Source organism: Pseudomonas sp. NMI542_15, from assembly GCF_021283425.1.
Classification (GTDB): Bacteria; Pseudomonadota; Gammaproteobacteria; order Pseudomonadales; family Pseudomonadaceae; genus Aquipseudomonas; species Aquipseudomonas fortuita.
Genome location: NZ_JAJSRO010000003.1, coordinates 524,660 through 544,261 on the forward strand (window position 1 = coordinate 524,660; position 19,602 = coordinate 544,261).

The 19,602-nt window shown below is 51.0% G+C and carries 13 protein-coding genes and 1 pseudogene; 8 read left to right on the forward strand and 6 right to left on the reverse strand.

Annotation, left to right across the window (positions count from 1 at the left end; translation table 11 throughout):
• Positions 1–27 precede the first annotated feature (27 nt).
• Genes LU684_RS08425 through LU684_RS08435 form a run of 3 tightly spaced genes read right to left on the reverse strand, consistent with a single transcriptional unit; the run spans position 28 to position 4,330 of the window.
• Complete coding sequence (locus LU684_RS08425; protein ID WP_095116320.1) at positions 28–1,371, reverse strand: transposase; 1,344 nt, start codon at positions 1,369–1,371, stop codon at positions 28–30.
• A gap of 2 nt (positions 1,372–1,373) precedes the next feature.
• Positions 1,374–3,374: a transposase gene (locus tag LU684_RS08430; protein ID WP_232893800.1), complete on the reverse strand. Its 2,001-nt coding sequence runs from the start codon at positions 3,372–3,374 to the stop codon at positions 1,374–1,376.
• Entirely contained in the window at positions 3,371–4,330 is a 960-nt protein-coding gene (locus LU684_RS08435) for a hypothetical protein (RefSeq protein WP_232894454.1), read from the reverse strand. The genes LU684_RS08430 and LU684_RS08435 overlap by 4 nt, the downstream gene beginning before the upstream one ends.
• Positions 4,331–4,949: 619 nt before the next feature.
• On the opposite strand from LU684_RS08435, the gene LU684_RS08440 reads away from it, so the two are divergent.
• Both LU684_RS08440 and LU684_RS08445 read left to right on the forward strand, forming a co-directional pair.
• Entirely contained in the window at positions 4,950–6,593 is a 1,644-nt protein-coding gene (locus LU684_RS08440; protein WP_232893844.1) for a TnsD family transposase, read from the forward strand.
• A 137-nt stretch (positions 6,594–6,730) separates the two neighbouring features.
• Positions 6,731–7,123 (forward strand): antitoxin Xre-like helix-turn-helix domain-containing protein, encoded by a 393-nt coding sequence (locus tag LU684_RS08445; protein WP_095116326.1) that lies wholly within the window; start codon positions 6,731–6,733, stop codon positions 7,121–7,123.
• Positions 7,124–7,159: 36 nt separating this feature from the next.
• Here LU684_RS08445 and LU684_RS08450 read toward each other — a convergent pair whose 3' ends face one another.
• A complete protein-coding gene (locus tag LU684_RS08450; protein WP_095116328.1) occupies positions 7,160–8,419 on the reverse strand; it encodes an abortive infection family protein in 1,260 nt (419 codons plus the stop codon).
• 199 nt (positions 8,420–8,618) lie between these two features.
• Here LU684_RS08450 and iteA point away from each other — a divergent pair, with 199 nt between their 5' ends.
• Positions 8,619–9,797 carry an anti-phage ATPase IteA gene (iteA, locus tag LU684_RS08455; protein WP_095116330.1) on the forward strand — a complete coding sequence of 393 codons (1,179 nt, stop codon included), beginning with the start codon at positions 8,619–8,621 and terminating at the stop codon, positions 9,795–9,797.
• Complete coding sequence (gene iteS / locus LU684_RS08460; RefSeq protein WP_095116332.1) at positions 9,748–12,027, forward strand: S8 family anti-phage peptidase IteS; 2,280 nt, start codon at positions 9,748–9,750, stop codon at positions 12,025–12,027. The genes iteA and iteS overlap by 50 nt, the downstream gene beginning before the upstream one ends.
• 50 nt (positions 12,028–12,077) lie before the next feature.
• Here the strand turns inward: iteS and LU684_RS08465 are convergent, their stop codons facing one another.
• Positions 12,078–13,223 (reverse strand): TniQ family protein, encoded by a 1,146-nt coding sequence (locus LU684_RS08465; protein ID WP_095116334.1) that lies wholly within the window; start codon positions 13,221–13,223, stop codon positions 12,078–12,080.
• A gap of 558 nt (positions 13,224–13,781) precedes the next feature.
• Between LU684_RS08465 and LU684_RS08470 the strand changes: the two genes are divergently transcribed.
• The 4 genes and pseudogenes from LU684_RS08470 (at position 13,782) to LU684_RS08485 (ending at position 17,956) form a co-directional block, all read left to right on the forward strand.
• Positions 13,782–14,414 carry a hypothetical protein gene (locus tag LU684_RS08470; RefSeq protein ID WP_197888184.1) on the forward strand — a complete coding sequence of 211 codons (633 nt, stop codon included), beginning with the start codon at positions 13,782–13,784 and terminating at the stop codon, positions 14,412–14,414.
• A gap of 36 nt (positions 14,415–14,450) precedes the next feature.
• Positions 14,451–14,621, forward strand: a pseudogene (locus LU684_RS08475) (pirin family protein); the annotation flags it as partial.
• Entirely contained in the window at positions 14,621–14,872 is a 252-nt protein-coding gene (locus LU684_RS08480) for a hypothetical protein (protein ID WP_197888186.1), read from the forward strand. The pseudogene LU684_RS08475 and the gene LU684_RS08480, both read left to right, overlap by 1 nt.
• A 1,389-nt stretch (positions 14,873–16,261) precedes the next feature.
• Positions 16,262–17,956 (forward strand): DUF262 domain-containing protein, encoded by a 1,695-nt coding sequence (locus LU684_RS08485; protein WP_232894455.1) that lies wholly within the window; start codon positions 16,262–16,264, stop codon positions 17,954–17,956.
• 438 nt (positions 17,957–18,394) lie between these two features.
• Here LU684_RS08485 and LU684_RS08490 read toward each other — a convergent pair whose 3' ends face one another.
• Positions 18,395–19,312, reverse strand: coding sequence for a hypothetical protein (locus tag LU684_RS08490; RefSeq protein ID WP_197888188.1), 918 nt, complete (start codon positions 19,310–19,312; stop codon positions 18,395–18,397).
• Between the last annotated feature and the right edge of the window lie 290 nt (positions 19,313–19,602).

Consider the following 19,602-nt stretch of genomic DNA (forward strand, 5'->3'; position numbering starts at 1 on the left):
TGGCCACCCTATAGTTGGTGGAATCCCTCAGCGCGTTTGCCGCTTCGCAGGCTGTTGACTCCTGCATTCATATTCGAAGTACAGTTTTCTCTGTTCCTCCTCAGTCAGCTTTGCTGCAGGCGGCCTCCGAGAGCTCTTGCTAGGCCTTCTGTCACTAGGCTCAACAATTTGCGCCTTCGCGGCGCGCTCTGCGGCGTTGAGGGCAGAATCGAAGATCGTTTCGGCCACCTGTCTATCTCGCTCGGCAATGGCCATCTGTGCAACGCTACTCGTATAAGCCGTCGGCAGATCAAACGGGCACCACAAATCGGGGCGAGACTTCTGCAATCGTCGTTCGCCTAATGCCAAATTATGGAGAGCTTGGACATCGCCCGCATTGGCGGAAAACTCCGCAGAACGAAAGGCGCTACCGAGGTCATCCATTTCAATCCAGGCTCGACCAGATTTTCGACTTTCGATGTATGCCTGCTTCAGTAGATGCACCGCGATCCGTTTAATCCCGAATGTGTATCTATGGAGCTCTGCGGCGAAATCTCTTCCTCGGGTGCGGATATGGCCGCCGCTGACCCTGACGCACTCATTTGCATATGCCTTCCAGTCCTTACTGCCAACCTCGTCGGGCAGCATGATCCGAGGTTCGGGGAGTAAACGCTGCTTGTCCTCATTGTTGCGTTTGAAGAGCTTATGCCCAAGACTGAAGTTCGATACGAAAACTGCTGGCGGGCCTATTCGCATCAATGTCAGCAAAATAGTAACAATCCTCGCTATACCTAAACCTAAACTGATGTGCTGAGTTTCATCGAGCAACAGCAATGAAACTATATCCCTGTATGCACGGCGCCGACACTCAAGCAGTAGCCTGTCAAAATTACCACTTTTGCGATCTGAGCCTCCAAACAAAAACCACAAGAGCAAGCTCTTGCCGCTTTCCTTTCCTTCCGCACTTGCGTACCAGTAGGATTCTAGATTGAGTGCCCCGTCAAAGTATGGCGAATGAAACTGAGATGGCGCCGGCATTACTTTTTTCAAAGCATCAATTGTTCGACTCTTACCCAATCCCGCCAAACCCGTTAGGCATATTGGTACAACCTCCGTTATGGGAGGAGTATAAATCTTCGCTTGGTGCTCGGCCTCACTTGGACAAACATAGCAGTGATGCATAAACGCTCGGCTAACCATTTCATGTATAAAATCCAGGGAAAATTGATTAGGTATGAACGATTGCTGCAACGCATCGGCTAGCAATGTTGCCGCCAAAAATGGCTCCGCGCTAGATAGCGAAGAAACGGGATCAGGCTTCACAGTAATCGCTTTCCGGACAAATTCATTATCCATAGCGAAAATGAAGCGTTCTTGCAGTGATCCGTTCATCTCTACTTCCCTCGGCTTCTATCGAAATCCGATTTATCACGCTTTGAAGCTTCGCTTTTTGTCGGCTTTCCCTTTATACGCTTAACTGCCTGCCAATCCTCTCCGGTTTCATGCTTGAAAGCGTCCCGCTGGACCTGCTGCAACGCCGCTCTCTGCTCCATTAATTTAGCGACTTCAGCGCGCCTGAGACCATCAATTTCTTGTAGCTTACGCAAGGAAATATTTCTTTCTCCCTCAAGGGTTCTAATAGTGCTTACCATATCAAGCTCGTACAAAACACCGTTTAAATCAAGCCAAATATGGCGAACACACATGGTAAGCACGTAGACACTTGTTTGTATCACTGAGTCTTTTGATACTCGGTCAAAAACCCCTGTAGCTTCAAGTTCGGGCGACCTGTATTTTCGGCCATAAAAATACACGGCGTCTTGCTTGATGGTTGCAGGATGCTGAGCTAGGAAGGATCTAACGGCAGTTTCGAACTGCATCCCGATAGATGAATCACGCCCGCGTCCACTCCAATAGTTCCAAACCCCGATAGGAGTGGCCTTTACTCCCGCCAGAATCAGGGCCTCCTCCATTCTACCGGTAGCATCAGACCCTAGATTGTCCTCCAACACCTGCCTGATCTCCCGCCTGGCCATGGTGACGAAATTCAGTTTGCTTTGGACAACTACCGGCTGCTCCAGATCCCTTTTATCCCGAGGGTGCGATGACTCGACAGTCGATTTCGATTGACCCGAAAATACCGGAGTAAGCTCAAGTTCACCAAGCCAGTTAACCTGTGGTTCGATATCATAGTTTGCACCGGGGCCTCTATCAAAGACGACGCTACCGGATAAGCCCTCGCAAGGCCAGTGTTGGGGCGCGATCTCAACGCCAAAAAGCTCACAGAATTTGACCTTATTCAAAGCCATGGAGAATAAACACATCCGGTAGGATTCCATGTTTTCCTTACCTTCGGAAAATCCAATTCCGACGATGGCTCCTGATACACCGCACACTGCGCGAACGACACAAAAGGAATCAACTACACTACCTTCAGTCAGGCCGCTTAATTTCTCGCTAATATAATATCCATCGAATTCAGAAAGCTGATTTACATTAATAAGCTTTTCTGAAAAACTTCCTTTATCACCTGCCCTGGCGCGCGCCTTATTTGCACCTTTCTGCGCGATTTCTCGCTTTCGTACGCTGAAATATTTTCTAATCCAATATTTGATCTGTGCGGGGGACGGGAAAGGAAGGCCCTCGGGATGACGAAAAATGTATTCCCCTGATTTTTCAATTGCACGACACCCAAATTCATTGATCAATATTTCACGTCGAATTCTATCCCAACTATGGGATGGCGATGTAAATCGCACATATCCTGAGCATATTTTCTTCTGCATTTGCAAATCGCAGGGATACCCTGCCTTTTTGCCAAAAGGCGAAGGCCGTCCAAGTTTTACCATTCGATTGGGTCCCATCCTGTCCCACCTACCTGTAGAGTGAGTTCGTGGCATCAACGCCCACTTGTTACGTCCAAACGTAATGTAAGCGTAGAACCACAGACGTAGCCGCGCGGCATTCTGTCTAGGGATGGAGGCATTGGCGCGAGCGTTGATCACGGCGTTGGGGTTCTTGCTGATGAGAATGTTTTGGGCGTCGCGAACTAGATCAGCAATCGCCAGAAAACGACGGTTAACCTTTTCGTCATAAGACTCCTTGGCAGAAACACGGCACTCCTCTAGATGGGATATGGCTACGCCTTCGATACGTTTCAGCCAGGGCGGATACTTTTCTACCACTCCGGTTTCCTGAAGTAATCCGATCTCTAGTGCTTCTTCGAATTGCGTTGAAGTTAAAGTAATCAGAACCGGAACAGGCTCTTTGCCAACGATGAACTCTATTAGCCGAGCCTGGTTGTGTCTTGGGTCATTCACAAGAAAATAGTAAGTAATACCTTTGCAGAGTTCTCCAAATCCTTCGGGTGCGATCAGCTGAGTACCGGTGATCATGATACTTGCTCCGTAAAAAGCGAGTCGTATACCTGCAGCAGATCCTCCCCCTCTGTTTCCAGTGGGTGATCAATGAGGATTGGCTGGAAAAAATTAACCTTCAACCTTCTTTCCCAAATATCCTGATAAAACCGCGCCGTAAACTGGTCTGGAGCACCCCAACGTTTACTAAATTTAGAAATCACCATAAAGGCGGGCTCACCCTTAGCGATGAATTCTTTGACCTCGGCACTGAAGTCGGCCAGCAGTTCAGCGGGGTGGGACAGCGACAAGCCATGCATCGGAAAAATCAGGGCAAGATTGGCCTGTACTGTAGGTGCAATGCTGTCCAAAGACGCTTTCACCGTCCTGATGCCAGCGCTCGCGTAGTAAGCGGCCTCCAGTTCAGCGCGTCCTACCGCGTAATCTCGATCTTTCCGTTGCTGGGCCGGAGTCTTCAGGCTGGACAGACGCCGCTCACCGAAAGCCGCGCCTTGATCCTTGATCGTCCAATTCACAGCGTAAGGGACGCCATTGGCACCCAGGAAATAGAGGAGTAGGTCGCCTTGGTAAGGGAACGGCAGCCTGCGCCAGACACCTCCAACTCGCACTGTTACTTCGAAATGCTTAAACCCGATTTCCTTGGCGATGTCTAATGTCCCACGAACAGACGGCGGGAACCTACCCTTCATAAGCGGATGGCCACTCAGCGGGTGGCGAGCTGCATATGGCGAGAGCATTCGTTGCTCATGCATATCAAACAAGCTTGGAGCGTGCAGAGCGAGCTGAATGAACACACGCTCAGGGTTGGACATCGCATGGATTGCACGATTGAGTTTTCGGCTGTTCAGACGCGAGATACGAGACTTTTTAGGAGCTTCTCGTGGAAGCGCCAACGTCGAAGGGACGTACTGATCGCCCCACTGAAAGTCTCTTTGTCGACTCATGATGAGGGCGAATTGCTGCTGCCTGTTCATGTTTTTCTTCCCTTTGTCATGGGGAAAGCAGCCGCAGCGCTGACTGGGGATAATTTGTCAGGACTGCAGCAAACCCTTGTCAGTCGGGCATCCGCCAGCACCTTGCGCTGTGGATAACGCCAACTTTCTTGTGGATGAACGAAGTCGTGCGGGACTTGACGTCCCACATGCAAGGGATAGACAATGGAAGGGTCAGGGTTCGAAAACTGACTTATCCACAGAGACCCCAGGTCGCACTGGGGTCTTTGTCTACCTGACTTCTAATAGCTCTCTTGGCTAGCTTCTAGATGTCATGTGATCTCCTATCATTTGAAAAATGGCGGTTTGCGTGGATCGCCGGCCGTGATGCTGGCCATTGCGCCGCTTCTGTACAACTGGCAATAGTACCGCTGCATTTTCCCGCCTGACAATAAAAAGTTGGTAACTGGATTAATTACTTGAAGCGGATGCCGTTTGTTTTTTGACCTTGCCCTCATGCAACCTCGAAGCAGGGCTAATATATAATTCTGAGAATTATATAATGAGCTAATGATTATCATTCCCTGATACTTCTTGCGAACCGCGACAGTGCCTACTATGCTAATCGATAAAATTAATGTATTGAGCGGTGGTGAAAGCCATGGTGCGATTTGCATTAAATTGGCTCGAAGACGAAACATTCTTCAGCATCTGCAGCAGGCAACATGCGTACCTTTGCAGCATTGACTCAGCCGCTACTTGTGAATGGCTATTCGGCACTTACAAAGGATATGTTCACGACCTTAATTACAACTTGGGTGCTTTAAATAAATTTACCACTAATTGGGGTACGCCTGAATCCATCATAAATGATCATACCATTGCTCCATTTTTCTTTCCTTATCAATCTCTGGAAAATGTGCTTGCTGCAAAGGAAACACTTTTAGGCCCGAGATTGGGATCATTGAAGTACCGCCTCGGCTTGCTAACAAACCGCTTCGGTGCAGAACACCCCTTAAAAGCGTGCATTGCATGTATGGTATGCGACCGTATACGTGTCGGCGTGGCCTACTGGCATCTATCTCATCAGTATCCAGGGGTAACAATTTGCCCTGTGCACGGTTTGTATCTCCGAGAAAGTACAAAGAATAGACAGTGGTCAGGTCAATTCGAGTGGTTACTGCCAGGAGAAGAAGATCTCTTGCCAGCACCTCGAATTGAAACGACGGCCGCGACCCGGAAAGTGCTGGAAGATCTTGTCGAGGCTATCATCGCCTTAGCAAGTTTCGGATGTCAGAGGATTTTTGATCCAAGCGCTGTCAACGCTGTGTACAGGACAGCGTTGGCTCAGTACGGTGAACGCAGTTCTGGACAGGAGGCAGCTGCCAGTGCGCTTTGGCTCCACATCAAAGGGCTTCATGCCTACCAACCATTCAGTTGCATGCCTAGAAGCCCCGAGGAGGCCCTCACATTTTTGAGGGGTCTTGTGCGCAGCCCACGGGGGCACGTCCACCCCTTGAAGCACCTCACGCTAATCACCTGGCTGTTTGGATCTCTCGGGGCTTTCATCAAGTTACACGACCAGATAGTAAATTCTAAGACGCCATCCACAAATGTTTTGTCAGGCATTGTTAATTCAGATAAACGTGTCATAGAGATAAACTCCTCCTCAGATAGGACATTGATAGCGGCTAGGCGCCCAAAGATTTTAAAAAAAGATATCAGAGCTGCGATCTTACTCAGCCTGTCCCAGGGTCAATCAAAATATAGCTTGTGCGAGGGTTTCGGTATAACGATATCGACTCTTAATAAACTGATACGATCAGAGCCATCAGTAGCTAACGCATGGAAAGAAAAAACTACATCTACAGAGAGGTTGAAAAGAAGGTCGATCTGGGAAAATACGGTTAAAGGATTCTCAAAGGATAGCGCGAAGAAAATTAGATGCCGTGTCCCGTCAGTCTATGCTTGGCTTTACCGCAACGATAGGGAATGGCTGAACAGTAGACTTGGAGAGCTACCAAACGGGCGAATTGGTAATCACTCTGCCGTTGATTGGAGCAAGCGTGATCAGCATTTGCTAGAAGCTCTAAAATCAACCGCTGACTATTTGTTGAAGTCTCATGAGCTTCCATTGAAGAAACAGCAAATTTATTTGGCACTTCCAAGGCTGGCCAGCGCTTTGCAAAAAAGACAAGCCTACGAGCTAACCCGATCTTTTCTCCAAGCGATCACCGCGTCAGCTCCAATAGACAGTGGGAGTGCTTCGGCTGGTTGCGGCACTGAAGCCCTCCAGTCCTCATGATCCTCCGCATCCATTTCCAGATGGCCTGGACTGGTGAGAAGATGGGCAAGAAGCTTATGGTGAGGAAACCGGTCCTCATGATCAGCTAGTCCAACGGCGGTTTGGCCTGTAGATAGGCGGCAATGGAGAGATTTCAAATGACGGGCGCCAATGCTGAGCTCACTCAAAATCAGTTGGCCGTAGGGTTAAGGGCAGCCCTGCGAATTCTTGATGGATGGAACGCGACCGCCGAGCAGGTCCGAAGCATTCTTCGCATATCCATCGCGACCCGCCAGAGGATCTCACGGGATTCCAGCGCCAGCGTACGCCTAGATCTGGATCAGCAGCAGCGAATCAGCTTGGTGCTCAACATTCATGCCTCATTGCGAGCGGTCTTTGCAAATCAAGAAAACGTTCAAGGATTCCCACTCCTGGAGAATGCCAATGACTTCTTCGAAGGACGTTCTCCCCTGGAAGTGATGGCCCAAGGGGACATGATCTCGCTTTATGAGACCTACAGACGAATTGAACATCTGCACCAGTCGAGCTGAACCTAACCGGTCAGCCCCTTGGACCGCCTACTCAGTTCATGCTTTCTCGGCGTTTTCCGTGTGTTCCCGGTACCGGTGCGTCTCGGACACAAAATCGATAAACGCGACGGCAGCCGCAACAGCCAGCCGAGCGTGTCTCGGCTGGAGACCGCGATACTGGCCATCCTTTCCGTGTCCCGTCCCATACAGACCTCTCAGCTGAGTCAGATTGCTCGTGATCTGCGTGAGGTTGCGCAGGATCAGTCGAACGTTCTCAGCCCCTTTTGCAGCATCACTCACACCCTCAGGTACAAGTTGGAGGGCTTTGGTGAGCTTCTTCGTCAAATCGCCCATGTCATCTGACTTGGTGAAGGCAACGCTACGCTTCGTGAGAATCGACTTGCAACAGGTCTCCACAAGCTCTTTGGCTGTACCGATCGCCAACTCTGGATCAGTATCCACGGCGAGCTCAAGACGTTCGATTTGCTTAGCCATCCAGCCTGCATTCAGTGCGTCTGCGACAGCTTTAGCACGGAGTACCGAGCGGCCGCCATTGTGCTCCAGAGACCGAAAGGCAAATCTCGGTCGGCCAGCAATGAGCTCAGCCTGGTACAACTCCCATCCGGCGCCCTTCAGTTGATCATTGAACTGCTCCGCCAGTTTAATCGCGTCATCTCGATTGGGGCGTACCACGGGATGGACCATTTCACACAGAAAGCGCAGGAAGTGATCGGCACTCCCTTCAGCCAAGCGGAAGCGACTGTCGCTGTAGATCCAGTCGTTTTCCCAATCGTCGTTGTTACAGCGATGCTGCCAGATATCGCCAACAGCATCCTTATAACGGCTATCCGTAGAGGGCATTTCTTCCAGGTCATACAACCGGCTCAAAAATTCCACATCGTTGAGCCGCCCGCTCCAGTCGACATCATCCAAGCGCAGACCATCCAAGATGTTTTGTCGCACCTTTTTAGGCAGTTCTGACTGGCTCGAAGACCGCCAATCAGCGCGGAACTCCCTGTCTGGGACGATCACTGCAGAGTAGCAATCACTCTCCTGATGCTCGGTAACGGTCCGGAGCTTGGCTGTAATCTGTTCTTCCAGCTGGTTGCGTTTCCCGCCAAGGCGAGCATAGTCCGAGGCAGGCATCTTGAACTGGATGTCCCAATAGTCGGTTCCGCCGTTCCAATTGTCATACCCCGTCTGCTCCGCTGTGGCGGGGTATTTCTGCACGATCTCGGCAGCATCATCCGCACCATCTGCTCGCAAGAGAGCGTGTACGGTCGCCAGTAGCGGCTCGATTTGGTCGTTCTGCTCCATACCTGCCTCAAAAAAGCCAATCCCATTGGCATTGCTCGCCAGGCCGTAACCCTAGGGCGCCGCCACTTTACGACAGAAAATCAAGATTCCACATGTCACTATAGTGAATCAGAAGCACAGTAATGCGAAACGATTTTGACCAGATACGCTACACTCACGCCGAAATCCGAAACAGATAACCCTTTGAGCGAATCATCCCGTGGAATACCTCTCAGAAATCTTGAAGATCCTGGACGGAGCTCTCAAGGCGAATGCCAGCATGGCCTCGAATTATGCCGGCCTCCTGGCAGACAAACTGGAGAGTGACGGCGACAAACGACAAGCCCGAATGATCAGAGAGCGCCTTGCAAGGGCTCCTGCAGCGCTAGCCAGTGCCCAAGATGCTGCCCATGGTTTCAGCTTCTCGAACCTGCCTACAGATGGTGAAAGCCATCTGCATACGGTGGACGTAAGCACCCCTGCGCTTGATAAAGGCTCGTTGCTGCTGCCCAGTGCTGTCGAGAATCGAATCCAGGAGTTTCTGTCAAATATCCGCCGATACGACGACCTTGCACGCGTGGGCGCTGCCATGCCGAGCCGCTTGCTGGCATACGGCCCGCCCGGTACGGGAAAAACTAAGCTTGCCCGGTATATCGCCGGCCACCTTGAATTGCCACTGCTAACGGTCCGGTGCGACACGCTTGTGAGTAGTCTGCTGGGACAGACCAGCCGGAACCTCCGTAGGGTGTTTGAGTACTCCCAGCAGCGCCCCTGTGTACTGTTCCTAGATGAGTTCGATGCCTTAGCGGGGGCTCGGGGGAACGAGCGTGACGTCGGGGAGCTCCAGCGAGTGGTGATCGCACTGCTGCAGAACATAGACGCCATCCCAGAAAGCACCATTCTGGTCGCTGCAACCAATCACGATCAGTTGCTGGACCCAGCCATCTGGCGCCGTTTCAGTTTCCGAATTCCTATGGCTGAGCCTGATCTGGCATTGCGCCGAATGCTGTGGAAACAATACCTGGAGCCGTTTAGCGCCGAGCAGTTGGATCTGGATGTCCTGGCTCAGCTGTCTGACGGAATCACAGGGGCAAACATTGAACAGGTCTGCCTCGATACCAAGCGCGGGGCTGTTTTGTCGAACGCATCAAGCGTCGATGAAAACCAACTCATCCGACGCCTAGGTTTAAATCTTGCACTTACTGGTGGCCGAGTGCTATCTACTGTCGAGTCAGAAGTTCGGTGGCTTAATGGATGGGCACCAAAGTACTTTTCCCTGAGAACATTGGGAAGGCTGTACGACCTGTCGACTAGGCAAATCACGAAGATCCTCAAGGAGGAGACCAGTAGTGGCCCGCAAGAACACGTCCGCGCAACCGCTGTTGAATGCGAGGGTTGAGAATCCGTTCATACATGTCCCGTTCCAGCCTGGGGATCTCTCGTCAATTGAGGGTGGCGGTGGCGGTGGTGGCAAAGAGCTCGTAGAGGTCAACGCCGCTTACCGTCAGGCACTTTCAAGAACACTCGCAGGTGCTTCATCGGCGCTCTCCCGCGAGCAGGTGCTTCATCCCCAAGCTTTGACGCACCTGGTACTCAAGCTGCGGGAAAAGGGAATCGCAAAAACCCACCGCCCCATCTTGGTCGCAGAGGAAGCGAAGCTACAGCCGGCTGGCCATGGTCAGATTGACGAGATGCTCGTTGGGGCCTCTGCCAACAGTCTGGACGTGTTTGATCGTGTGATCCTGCACCGCGACACCAAGAAAATTCGATCCCAACTGAGTGTGATCGAATCCATTGAGCCTTGGGATCGCCAACGACGAAACCCGGAAGGAAGCCACCGGCTCCTGGAAAATGGTCGTGCCGTTTTGCGACTCTTCCAGTACCAACAGGGCAGCTTCAACGCGTTCAATTACGAGACCTTAGTGCGGATTTTGAAGTCCCTATCGCTGCCGTTCGTCCAAATCGACCAAGGACGTGGCCTGCCGATATTTGGCATTCGAGACCTGGACAAGATCCAAGACGATGCTCTTGAGCAGATACTGGATTTCCCTGGCATTCGAACAATTTACGCGGAAAAGCTTTTCCTTCCCGTTACAACTGTCCAAATGCCTATGAGCGGCGCGGTAGCCACCCAAGCTCAGCCAACTCCACAACCCGTCACGCTGCCCACGGTGGCCGTCTTCGACTCCGGTGTGAGCTCGGATGCGAAGCTGATTGAGCACTTCGTCAAATCGAGAGACCCCTACGTCCTACCTCCAGACACCAATTATGAGCATGGAACAGCGGTAGCCTCTCTGGTCGCCGGAGGGGCATTCTTCAACGATAAGCACGCTTGGATCCCAACAACGCCAGCATACGTACACGACGTCTGTGCGTTGGAAGTTTCTGGCTCTTACATGTCCGATCTGGAGCTGCGGCTTCAGTCGGCCGTGAAAAAGCGCCCGGATGTGAAGGTATGGAACATATCGATTGGTGGTGAGGCTTGCGACGACAGCCAATTCAGTGACATTGCCATGGCGTTGGACCAACTCAGCGATAAGTACCAGGTTCTCTTCGTAGTAGCTGCCGGCAACTACAACGACCTCCCTCGGCGTGAATGGCAAAAGTTTTCGACGCTAGCTGACCGTATTTCGAGTCCAGGGGAGTCGGTTCGTGCATTAACTGTGGGTTCTATCTCCCACATTGATGCTGCGGGCGCGCTCAGCGCTATTGGCCACCCGGCACCTTACTCGCGTTGTGGTCCTGGCCCTGTCTTCACTCCGAAACCAGACATCACGCATGTGGGCGGAGGAGTACATGCTCCGTGGAACGCCGGCTCGGCTAGCCTCAAAGTCTTGTGGCCCGACAATCAGCTGCGCTTGGGTTTTGGTACGAGTTACGCGGCCCCCCTCGCATCGTGCATGGCAGCCCACGCATGGCAAGCTGTGGCTGGGCGTCCATCGCTAAATCCGTCGCCTTCGTTGGTCAAGGCATTAATGATCCATGCAGCGCAACTCTCTTCGCCTGATTACGATTCTTACCATCGCCGATATCTAGGTGCAGGCCGCCCTGAAGACGTACTCAAAGCCCTTTACGATTCAGACGACAGTTTCACCCTCGTTTTCCAGGCGAATCTGGTACCGGGCAACATGCGCTGGCGGAAAACACCTTATCCGATCCCAGATGTTTTGATTGAGGACGGAAAATTTCGGGGCGAGGTGATCATCACGGCGGCATATGCCCCCCCACTGGACCCCAACTCGGGCAGCGAATATGTGCGCGCTAACGTTGAGTTGAGCTTCGGTGCGATAACGGGAGATACCATCCAAGGCATGGTTCCAATGGACAGCGATGAAGGCCAGAGCGGATATGAGATCGCTCAAATTTCCGCTGGAGGTAAGTGGTCGCCAGTGAAGGTGCATAGGGCAAAATTCCCCAACGGCACAGCGGTCCTGCAATGGGGATTACAGGCAAAGGCTCGACTACGTGCATACGAACCCGAGCTAACAGAGGCGTTGCCGGTCAACATAATCGTAACTTTGCGATCACTGGATAGAGATCCAAAGGTACGCGCGGCAGGACTCAAAGCGCTGAGCCAGTGCAACTGGGTCCATACTCCTCTACCTGTTCGCGTACCGATTCGAGTGTAGAACATTGGCTGCCTGCACTAGGCGTCGCAGCGGGTGAAGGCTTGCGGCGTCTATTTTATGATCCCGACAGCTCGCGCTTTTGCTAAACCGATCTTGGGAATGCTTGGCGAAGCAGCGACGGTGGTATTCCGCTGCGATGATCCTTCATGAATGGACAGCGGGGTGTTGCAGCAGGGATAGTGCTTGGATGTAGGCCAAGGCCAACCTACCTGGACTACCACGTCATCCAACACAATGCGCGGGGTGGACCAAACCCCCAAACCCTGGACATAGTCTTCTTCTACAAAGTGGACATACTTTGTGTCCTCTATCCGATAGCTGCTCCAAAGCGAATCAGTGCATCGAGCGCTCCCCGCTAGGGACATTAATTCACGTTCGAAATCGTCATAGCTGTCATAGAGCGCCACGACAGCATGAATGAATAATGCTGTGATGGTCCCAGCTCGACTTTCAAGGCTCGGTGATGGCACATCGGCGAACCCCTTTACAAGATCGCTCATGGTCGAGGCTATCGCCTGCATTTTTGACCTTTCCTCGCCACTGAGCTGCGGGCTCAAAGCGGTAGCCTTATCCAGCAGCACCTTGGCGGCATGCAAACCAGAGATGATATGGGGCGACCTGCACAATCGCTGGTACACCTCAGCACGCTTGAGCGCCAATGGGTCGTGGTTAGCAACAACTTCAGCTTCGGCGAGATGCCGGCCGCCGCAAGTGCGCCACATCACATCAAGGTCATGATCTATGCGAGTGAACAACTTACCGCAAAAAGGACAATCCCTAAGCAAGACAGCGTTGTGCTTGGGGCACACCGACACCTTTGACGCGCCATAGCGCCTCCAGTATGAAAACCCATGGATCTTGAGGTCTTCCCTAACGCATTCAGGGCAGAAGGAAGCATCCCATTCACTGAAGTGCTCCCCCTCAGAAAGGTACTGAGTGCCTGAGTAGGCAAAATCCCAGTCACTTTTGATGACGTGGAACGCTGCGTTCAGCGTGTGATTGTGAACAAGTCGATTGAAACCATAGCACCCAGGCCAGCCGATGGCTGCTGCGAGCCTTCTCACTTCGGCCGTCTTTATCACATGACGGGTACGCAGGGCTTCGAAGATCTCTGCCTTGGGCTCGGCCCAAAGGAGCAGCAGGTTCCTTCTCACATATGACGGAAGAGTTTCATCAGGCAGAATCGAGAGGTGCATGTCAAAACGCCAGTATCAGGTAGGGAGGGGTCACGCGGGGAGGCTGGTGTAACCGCTCGATGAAGGGGAGCAAGCGCTTCCCCCTCTACCGGCGACAGTTTTAATTCTTCGAAAACCGTTTTAATTCAACAAAACCACTTTTTTGTCTGGAAACAATAAAGATTGTCACAGCCCCACCCCAATTACGCGGGCTGGCGGCGCTTCACGTAGCGAAGCCGCACAAAAAAGGTTGTCACAAAATCGACGAAAACCCAAAAAAACGGCCCCACTGAAAACAATAAACGTTGTCACAAGCCGACTAAGATCTCAGTTCACACCTTAGGAAAGCTCAAGAGGTCCATTCCAATAGCCCCCGTGAGGGGGCGGAACCGTGCATTTTCTAAAGGGGTAACAAGGGAGGATGGTCTAAATTCTAGTCTGCACCTACGACCAGGTGAATGCCTCCAGAAACCTCAACCTGTGAACAGCGCCGTGATTGTGTTCGTCACGAGCCTTTGTAGAGGCTTTGCGTTTCCGATAGCTTTAATAACTGGAATTAGCTCTCAGCGAGACGCCGCCATGCCCCTTGTCGCCCGAGAGCACACTGCTCTTACAAGTCTCCTCACGCGCACCGCAGATAATGCCGCTTTCTACGCGGTGCTTACGGGGGCTGACGCCGTGCGCGACATCAGTGAGAAGATGGGTTACTGCGATGAGCCCAGATACCGACTGATCCGCGTTGATCGTCGGCTGGATAAGGCGGGTGACAACGAGTTCGAGATCGCCCTGGTGGACGATGCCGAAAAAACAGTGGCCTATTACGACAAGGTCACGCTCCTGCATTTTCCCAAAGTCAGTAGCCGATACGTTGCGCGAAACCAGGTCTGGCGATCGGCAGCCATGCGTCATTCCCTAGTGCTTCGGGATGTTTCGCTGAAAGTGCTTTTCAGGTATCTCGTTCAGGAATACGACCTCCTCCTGACGGAGGACGCTGTAAAAGGTGTTGGCAAATTCTATTGGCACAGGCAGGTATCTCGTGCGATTGCACTAGGCCTTCACGTGTACACCTACGAGGATGCGGCGCAATCGCTTCGGCCCATTCCGACCCAGCGCGTACTGAACGATATAGTGGACCTGGCTTGGTCAGGGGCCGATCAGGGGTCATTGCAAGCCCTGATCTCCAGGTTTCCTCTAGCCAGTCAAAAGGCATAGATAAGGATGGTGAACCCCCTTCAAATGCACGCTTCGTATGCCTACGTGCACGTAGCGCGTGGGCGCATCGAGCTGAATGGCCAGCTGCTCCGCGAAGGGGATGGTGTTCGGATGCGGAAAGAGAAGGTGATCGAGCTCTCCAATGGCCGTGATGCAGAAGTGCTCGTGTTTGATCTACGACCTAATGAGTTGCCACGCATGCCTTAATGCATGAAATTCATTTGCACACAAGGAAGCACTGCAATGCGCGGAAACTCACCATCGTCTTTCTAGCCACCACCCTCGGTTCGCAGGCATTCGCCGTCACGCAAGCCATCACCTACGCCATCGAGAACCCGCTGCGCCCCGGCGCCAAAGCTGCGCATTGCCCTTCACAGGCCCAGGTCATTGATGGCTGCACCTTCCACAGCGTGGCCGGCGACATGCGGGAAATTAAAAGAAACGTTGTGGCAACCTAGCGCGTCTTTGTGGCTCAACTAAAGTGACTGGGATTTCCAGAGAGATTGACGAGTGAGGCGACCGCTTTGGGTTGTGGTGATGGCTGCAGTGTCCCAGATGTTGTTGAGTAGCGGAGCTGCTCATGCTGAGATTGGTGTCGTGGCTTACTACAAGTCAGGCTGTGACTACTACATCGTGGCAGCATCGCAGGGGTATGCAGTCTTGGAATGGTACGGGGGGATGATCCTTTGGAGGGCGGCAAGCTCGCAGGGACTCTTTCGTACGGTATGCAGACGCTGGTGAACCTGCGAACGGAGTCAGAAACCCAGGCTTGGGTTGAAGAATTTATGCTTTCAGAAGACGATGCAGTAAATACCTACTCGGAACAATGCGACTAGGGAAGACCTGACCGCTCGGCGTGGCTTGGCCAGGCTGATTCACCTTCCCGTGTGGATGGAGAAAGTAGTTCAGCATAGAGACGCCTTTAAAGATGCCCCTAAGGGCACTACCCATGATCGACCAGCAAGAGCCCCAGTACGCCCCCCACCCCCATCGCTGGCGGTGTAGGTGGTCTGTGGTCTCGGTGGTCGCTCACGGGTAGATAGCCCATGATCAGACGCAGCGAGGATGCCACAGTCCGGAACAAGTCCGGCACCACGTAGAACGTTATGAAGCACCCGGATCACGACTGGGTGATCCTAATGTTGTACCTCGGGAAGGCTTCAGGTGTACCACCTGCGGGTTACTGCCAAGGATCAGGTAGTATTATCTCTTCTCGTCCCATCTCGATTTCCATGCTCAACACTGCCCCGAGAGTGTTCGCCACTGTCTCCCAGTGTGCAGCTTTGGCCTTGTACTGATCAACGTCAGTCCAGCCTCCCCGCTCTGCGTTCAGTGCAGCAACAGCGCAAACGGATGACTTTTCACAAGCAACCCCGTACGCAGCCAGCAAGTGGCGATTTCGTGGAGTATCCGGCCATTGTTGATCCTGCTCGAAGTCCTGCCTGCTGATTGCGTGGGTGCTTCCTGCTAAGGATAAGGTCGACATGTCTCTACCCCTTCCATGTTGGAGTTGCCTAGGGAGTGCTGGTTACCGCCCTCCGTCTAAGCCAAGTACAAGACCCACGTATTTCCAGTGCCACCGGTCTCGGAAGACAAGCGCATCAACAGATGCCTCCTATGCCACCCAACACATCGAAGAAGCCCACAGCCGGAACAAGTGCGGCATCAGGCGGAACGTGATGAAGACCCGGATCACGGAAGGGATTTTACCGCTGTCCCTACGACGGGTGGTCGCCTACCAGGGCTTCACAGCGCCATTGCTCTAGTCTGCCACTCTTTCACCGCTCTCAGGCTGCTGCTATCTTCTAGCTCTCGCAAAATAGCTGCCATGGTTAACTGGTGACCCGATGAAGATCGAATCAAAAGATACGGATATTGAGAGCTTGCTGGACGGGAGCTATTTTCACATTCCGCGCTTCCAACGGCCCTATTCGTGGGATGATGACAACATAAATGACTTTTGGAACGATCTGATCGCTAACAAAGGTGACGACTACTTCATCGGTTCCATGGTGGTATACAAACGTGCCAAGCAGTCTTTCGGCGTTGTAGACGGCCAACAAAGGCTTACAACAACTACGATTCTGCTTTGCGTGCTAAGAGATGCGTTCAACGATCTCGGCCACCCCGACTCCGCTATTGGCCTGCACCAACTGATTGAGAGGAAAGATCGGGACAATAAAAATGAGTTCGTACTCAAAACCGAGACCTCATTCCCCTACTTTCAAGAGCACATCCAAAAGTTTGGGGCACCAGAATTCGACACAGAAATACTTGCGGAAGAGCAAAACCTAAAAAGAGCTCACAAGATTTTTACTGGCTTGGTCAACGATGCATTGGGCTCCGTAGATAGCGACTCGACGATTCTCGAATCTGCAAAAGCAAAAGCTAAGTTCGATAAGCTCACTGAAGTTCGAGATACCGTCTTGAATCTGAACTTAATATTCGTAGTGCTCGATAGTGAAGATGACGCCTACCTAATTTTCGAAACCCTCAATACGCGAGGAAAAGATCTCTCCGTTAGCGATCTAGTCAAAAATCACTTCACAAAACATTTGAAGGCCCGCGGTACAGTAGACGTTGCAAAGCTGAAATGGGGTTCGGTTCTGGAAACGATCCACAATTCGTCTGCAGACCTGTCCACAGACATGTTCATCTATCACTATTGGGCCTCACGTTATGAGTCCGTCCCACTAAAGAAACTATTCCCAGTTATTAAAAAACGAATCACCAAAGAGACCGCAAAAGATTATCTGGACTCACTGGTATCCGACGCCAAACTTTACCGATCCATTCATGAGCCCGCCTATGAATGGAACAAGAACGAAATTGAGGCTGCGAGATCCCTTAACGCACTACAGCTTTTCAAGGTATCGCAACCAACTCCCGCTGTACTCTCATTAACGAGAGCTTACAAAGATGGAAAAATAAAATTCTCCAAGTTTAGAGACACCTTGAGTGCAATTGAAAAATTCCACTTCCTATTTACAGCCGTCACATCATCTCGATCATCTGGCGGCATATCAGCGATGTACTCTTCCTTTGCGAGAAAACTATTCGAGGCAACGGATTCGCAAGAAGCTGGAGATGAAATCAACGAGCTCGTAAGCAAACTCAGGTACCGCCGACCATCTTATGATGAGTTTGTTGTTGCGTTTCGAGACACCGCCTATACCAACACAAACTCCAAGCAAAAAAACTTGGTCAGATATATTCTCCGCAGAGTTTCGGAGCACAACAACTATAAATACCCCTGCGACATGGAAGAACTAACTATTGAGCATCTACATCCACAGTCAACATTAGTAAATGACTGGACGGAGACAAATGTCGGCCAGCTGGGGAATTTGATATTCTTAGATCAAAAACTAAACGGATCATTGAAAACCAAGGAAATCTCCGAAAAACTTTCGATTTTGGAGAAAGCTGGTTACGATATTCCTACCGAGTTACAAGGAGTAACCGAATGGACTCCAACGCTCTCACAATCCCGCACAGATAATATCGCCGAAATTTCTTATAATACGATATGGCGTTTCTAGCTCAAATCCTTTGTCAGGTGGCCAGACGATGGATGGTCACCGCATAGGCAAGAATAGCCGGGGCAAGCAAATTCCTCGGCTAAACCTTTTACTCTGAACAAATAGGAGCGCTAGGATCGAAAGGCGGCACTCCAGCCTAGAAGTGTTGATCCCAAAACAAGCCAAGCTCAGATTTATTCATCCATTCGCTCATGACCTTGAACGAGTAGCAGGCTCGTACCTTCGACTCGTAAAGGTGTCAGGCACTGGTTTGTGCTCCAAAAAAAATGGCTTCCGAATGAAAAGGGCTATGGTCTATCTCATCCTTGGATACTGAAAATATATGGCTTACTTAACGTAGTCGCGCGCGAACCGCATAGGGACGCAGCGTTGGATTTTAGCCGGTCATCGAGAGCTCAATACAAATTCTTCAGTTTATAGATCCACAACATCTTGATTTTATTTTTTTGGCTCGTAAATCCAAGGAGAAAGATCGGAAAACTTCACTTCTCTTTCCTTGATCACCAGTTCAGAGGGAAACAAATAACATTTGCCCTCCATCTCAATGAAGTAGTAGCGCCCACCCATAGCAATCTTTTCTTCTGGATCTGGATGCGTGACTCGGAACTGACATTCTGAGTTTTTTGGATCGTAGAGAGCACCTGCATGCACAAAAATAAAATCTAATATATAATCGCCAGGGGCATGCTTGTACTTATTATGAAGAGAGCACTTATATCTTTCAGGACTAGTTGAGAGTCTTGTGAAGTCTTTCAGAGAATTTATCTTGTCGGAAATTTCACCTCCTCCGCCTATTAAATAATCAAGAAAAAATAACATGGCATTTTGATTGTACCAAGGACGCCCCTCAAAACCATACGCAACATACTGATAGATAATTTCATTGATTATTCTAAAATCACTGACTCTTATTTTGCCCGCTCCATAGCTTAAACCTCCATCTTCATAAGCTATATTGTGGTGAAGCATTTTGTTTCTCAACCTTGTACAAAAAGTATAAAGCTCAAGCAGGAAGGCATCAGATATCAGTGAGGGGTCTATATTGTTTTTTATAATTTTAGCTTTTACATCAAAATACGAATTGGCACACCCAAACCGTTTATCTACGTGCAGATCCAAAAGGTCAAAAAAAATTGGGAAGGCCACCATTTTGGCATAGTCATTAACCATATGTTGCTGCCAACTAAAACTACCGACGCACAGAGCTTTATATACTCTAAAGCCTCCCTTGTCGCCAAACGGCTCCTGAAAAAGACTATGAGACCTATCAAACTCATTCAAAAAAGCATTACTGAGGATTGCTTGGGTGATACGCGCATGTTCAGCGATTGAATCGTGATCTATTTTTTTTGCCATTTTCCAATTTCCATTAGCTTCAACATGCAATAAGCAGTGTGTGGCGCCAATTGTACAATAAAGTTACGCCCGATAAACAAATGGCACCATGCGATACCGTATTTTGGAAGAGGATAACCCGCTCCGGAAGTCATTTATTTAACTCCCCCTCGGCTAAAGCCTGTGCCTATACAAGATTGATTTTCCAATGGCACTACCGGGTACCTCTTGAGGTTACTTGGGCGATGCTGTCACAGGTGCTCAGTTAGGCGCAATGCTCGCGGTGCCAGCCTTGGATGTAGATAGATCGC

Coding starts and splice junctions, on each gene's coding strand:
- LU684_RS08425 (WP_095116320.1), bottom strand. CDS start 1,371: ATGAACGGATCACTGCAAGAACGCTTCATTTTCGCTATGGATAATGAA.
- LU684_RS08430 (WP_232893800.1), bottom strand. CDS start 3,374: ATGATCACCGGTACTCAGCTGATCGCACCCGAAGGATTTGGAGAACTC.
- LU684_RS08435 (WP_232894454.1), bottom strand. CDS start 4,330: ATGAACAGGCAGCAGCAATTCGCCCTCATCATGAGTCGACAAAGAGAC.
- LU684_RS08440 (WP_232893844.1), top strand. CDS start 4,950: ATGGTGCGATTTGCATTAAATTGGCTCGAAGACGAAACATTCTTCAGC.
- LU684_RS08445 (WP_095116326.1), top strand. CDS start 6,731: ATGACGGGCGCCAATGCTGAGCTCACTCAAAATCAGTTGGCCGTAGGG.
- LU684_RS08450 (WP_095116328.1), bottom strand. CDS start 8,419: ATGGAGCAGAACGACCAAATCGAGCCGCTACTGGCGACCGTACACGCT.
- LU684_RS08465 (WP_095116334.1), bottom strand. CDS start 13,223: ATGCACCTCTCGATTCTGCCTGATGAAACTCTTCCGTCATATGTGAGA.
- LU684_RS08470 (WP_197888184.1), top strand. CDS start 13,782: ATGCCCCTTGTCGCCCGAGAGCACACTGCTCTTACAAGTCTCCTCACG.
- LU684_RS08480 (WP_197888186.1), top strand. CDS start 14,621: ATGCATGAAATTCATTTGCACACAAGGAAGCACTGCAATGCGCGGAAA.
- LU684_RS08485 (WP_232894455.1), top strand. CDS start 16,262: ATGAAGATCGAATCAAAAGATACGGATATTGAGAGCTTGCTGGACGGG.
- LU684_RS08490 (WP_197888188.1), bottom strand. CDS start 19,312: ATGGCAAAAAAAATAGATCACGATTCAATCGCTGAACATGCGCGTATC.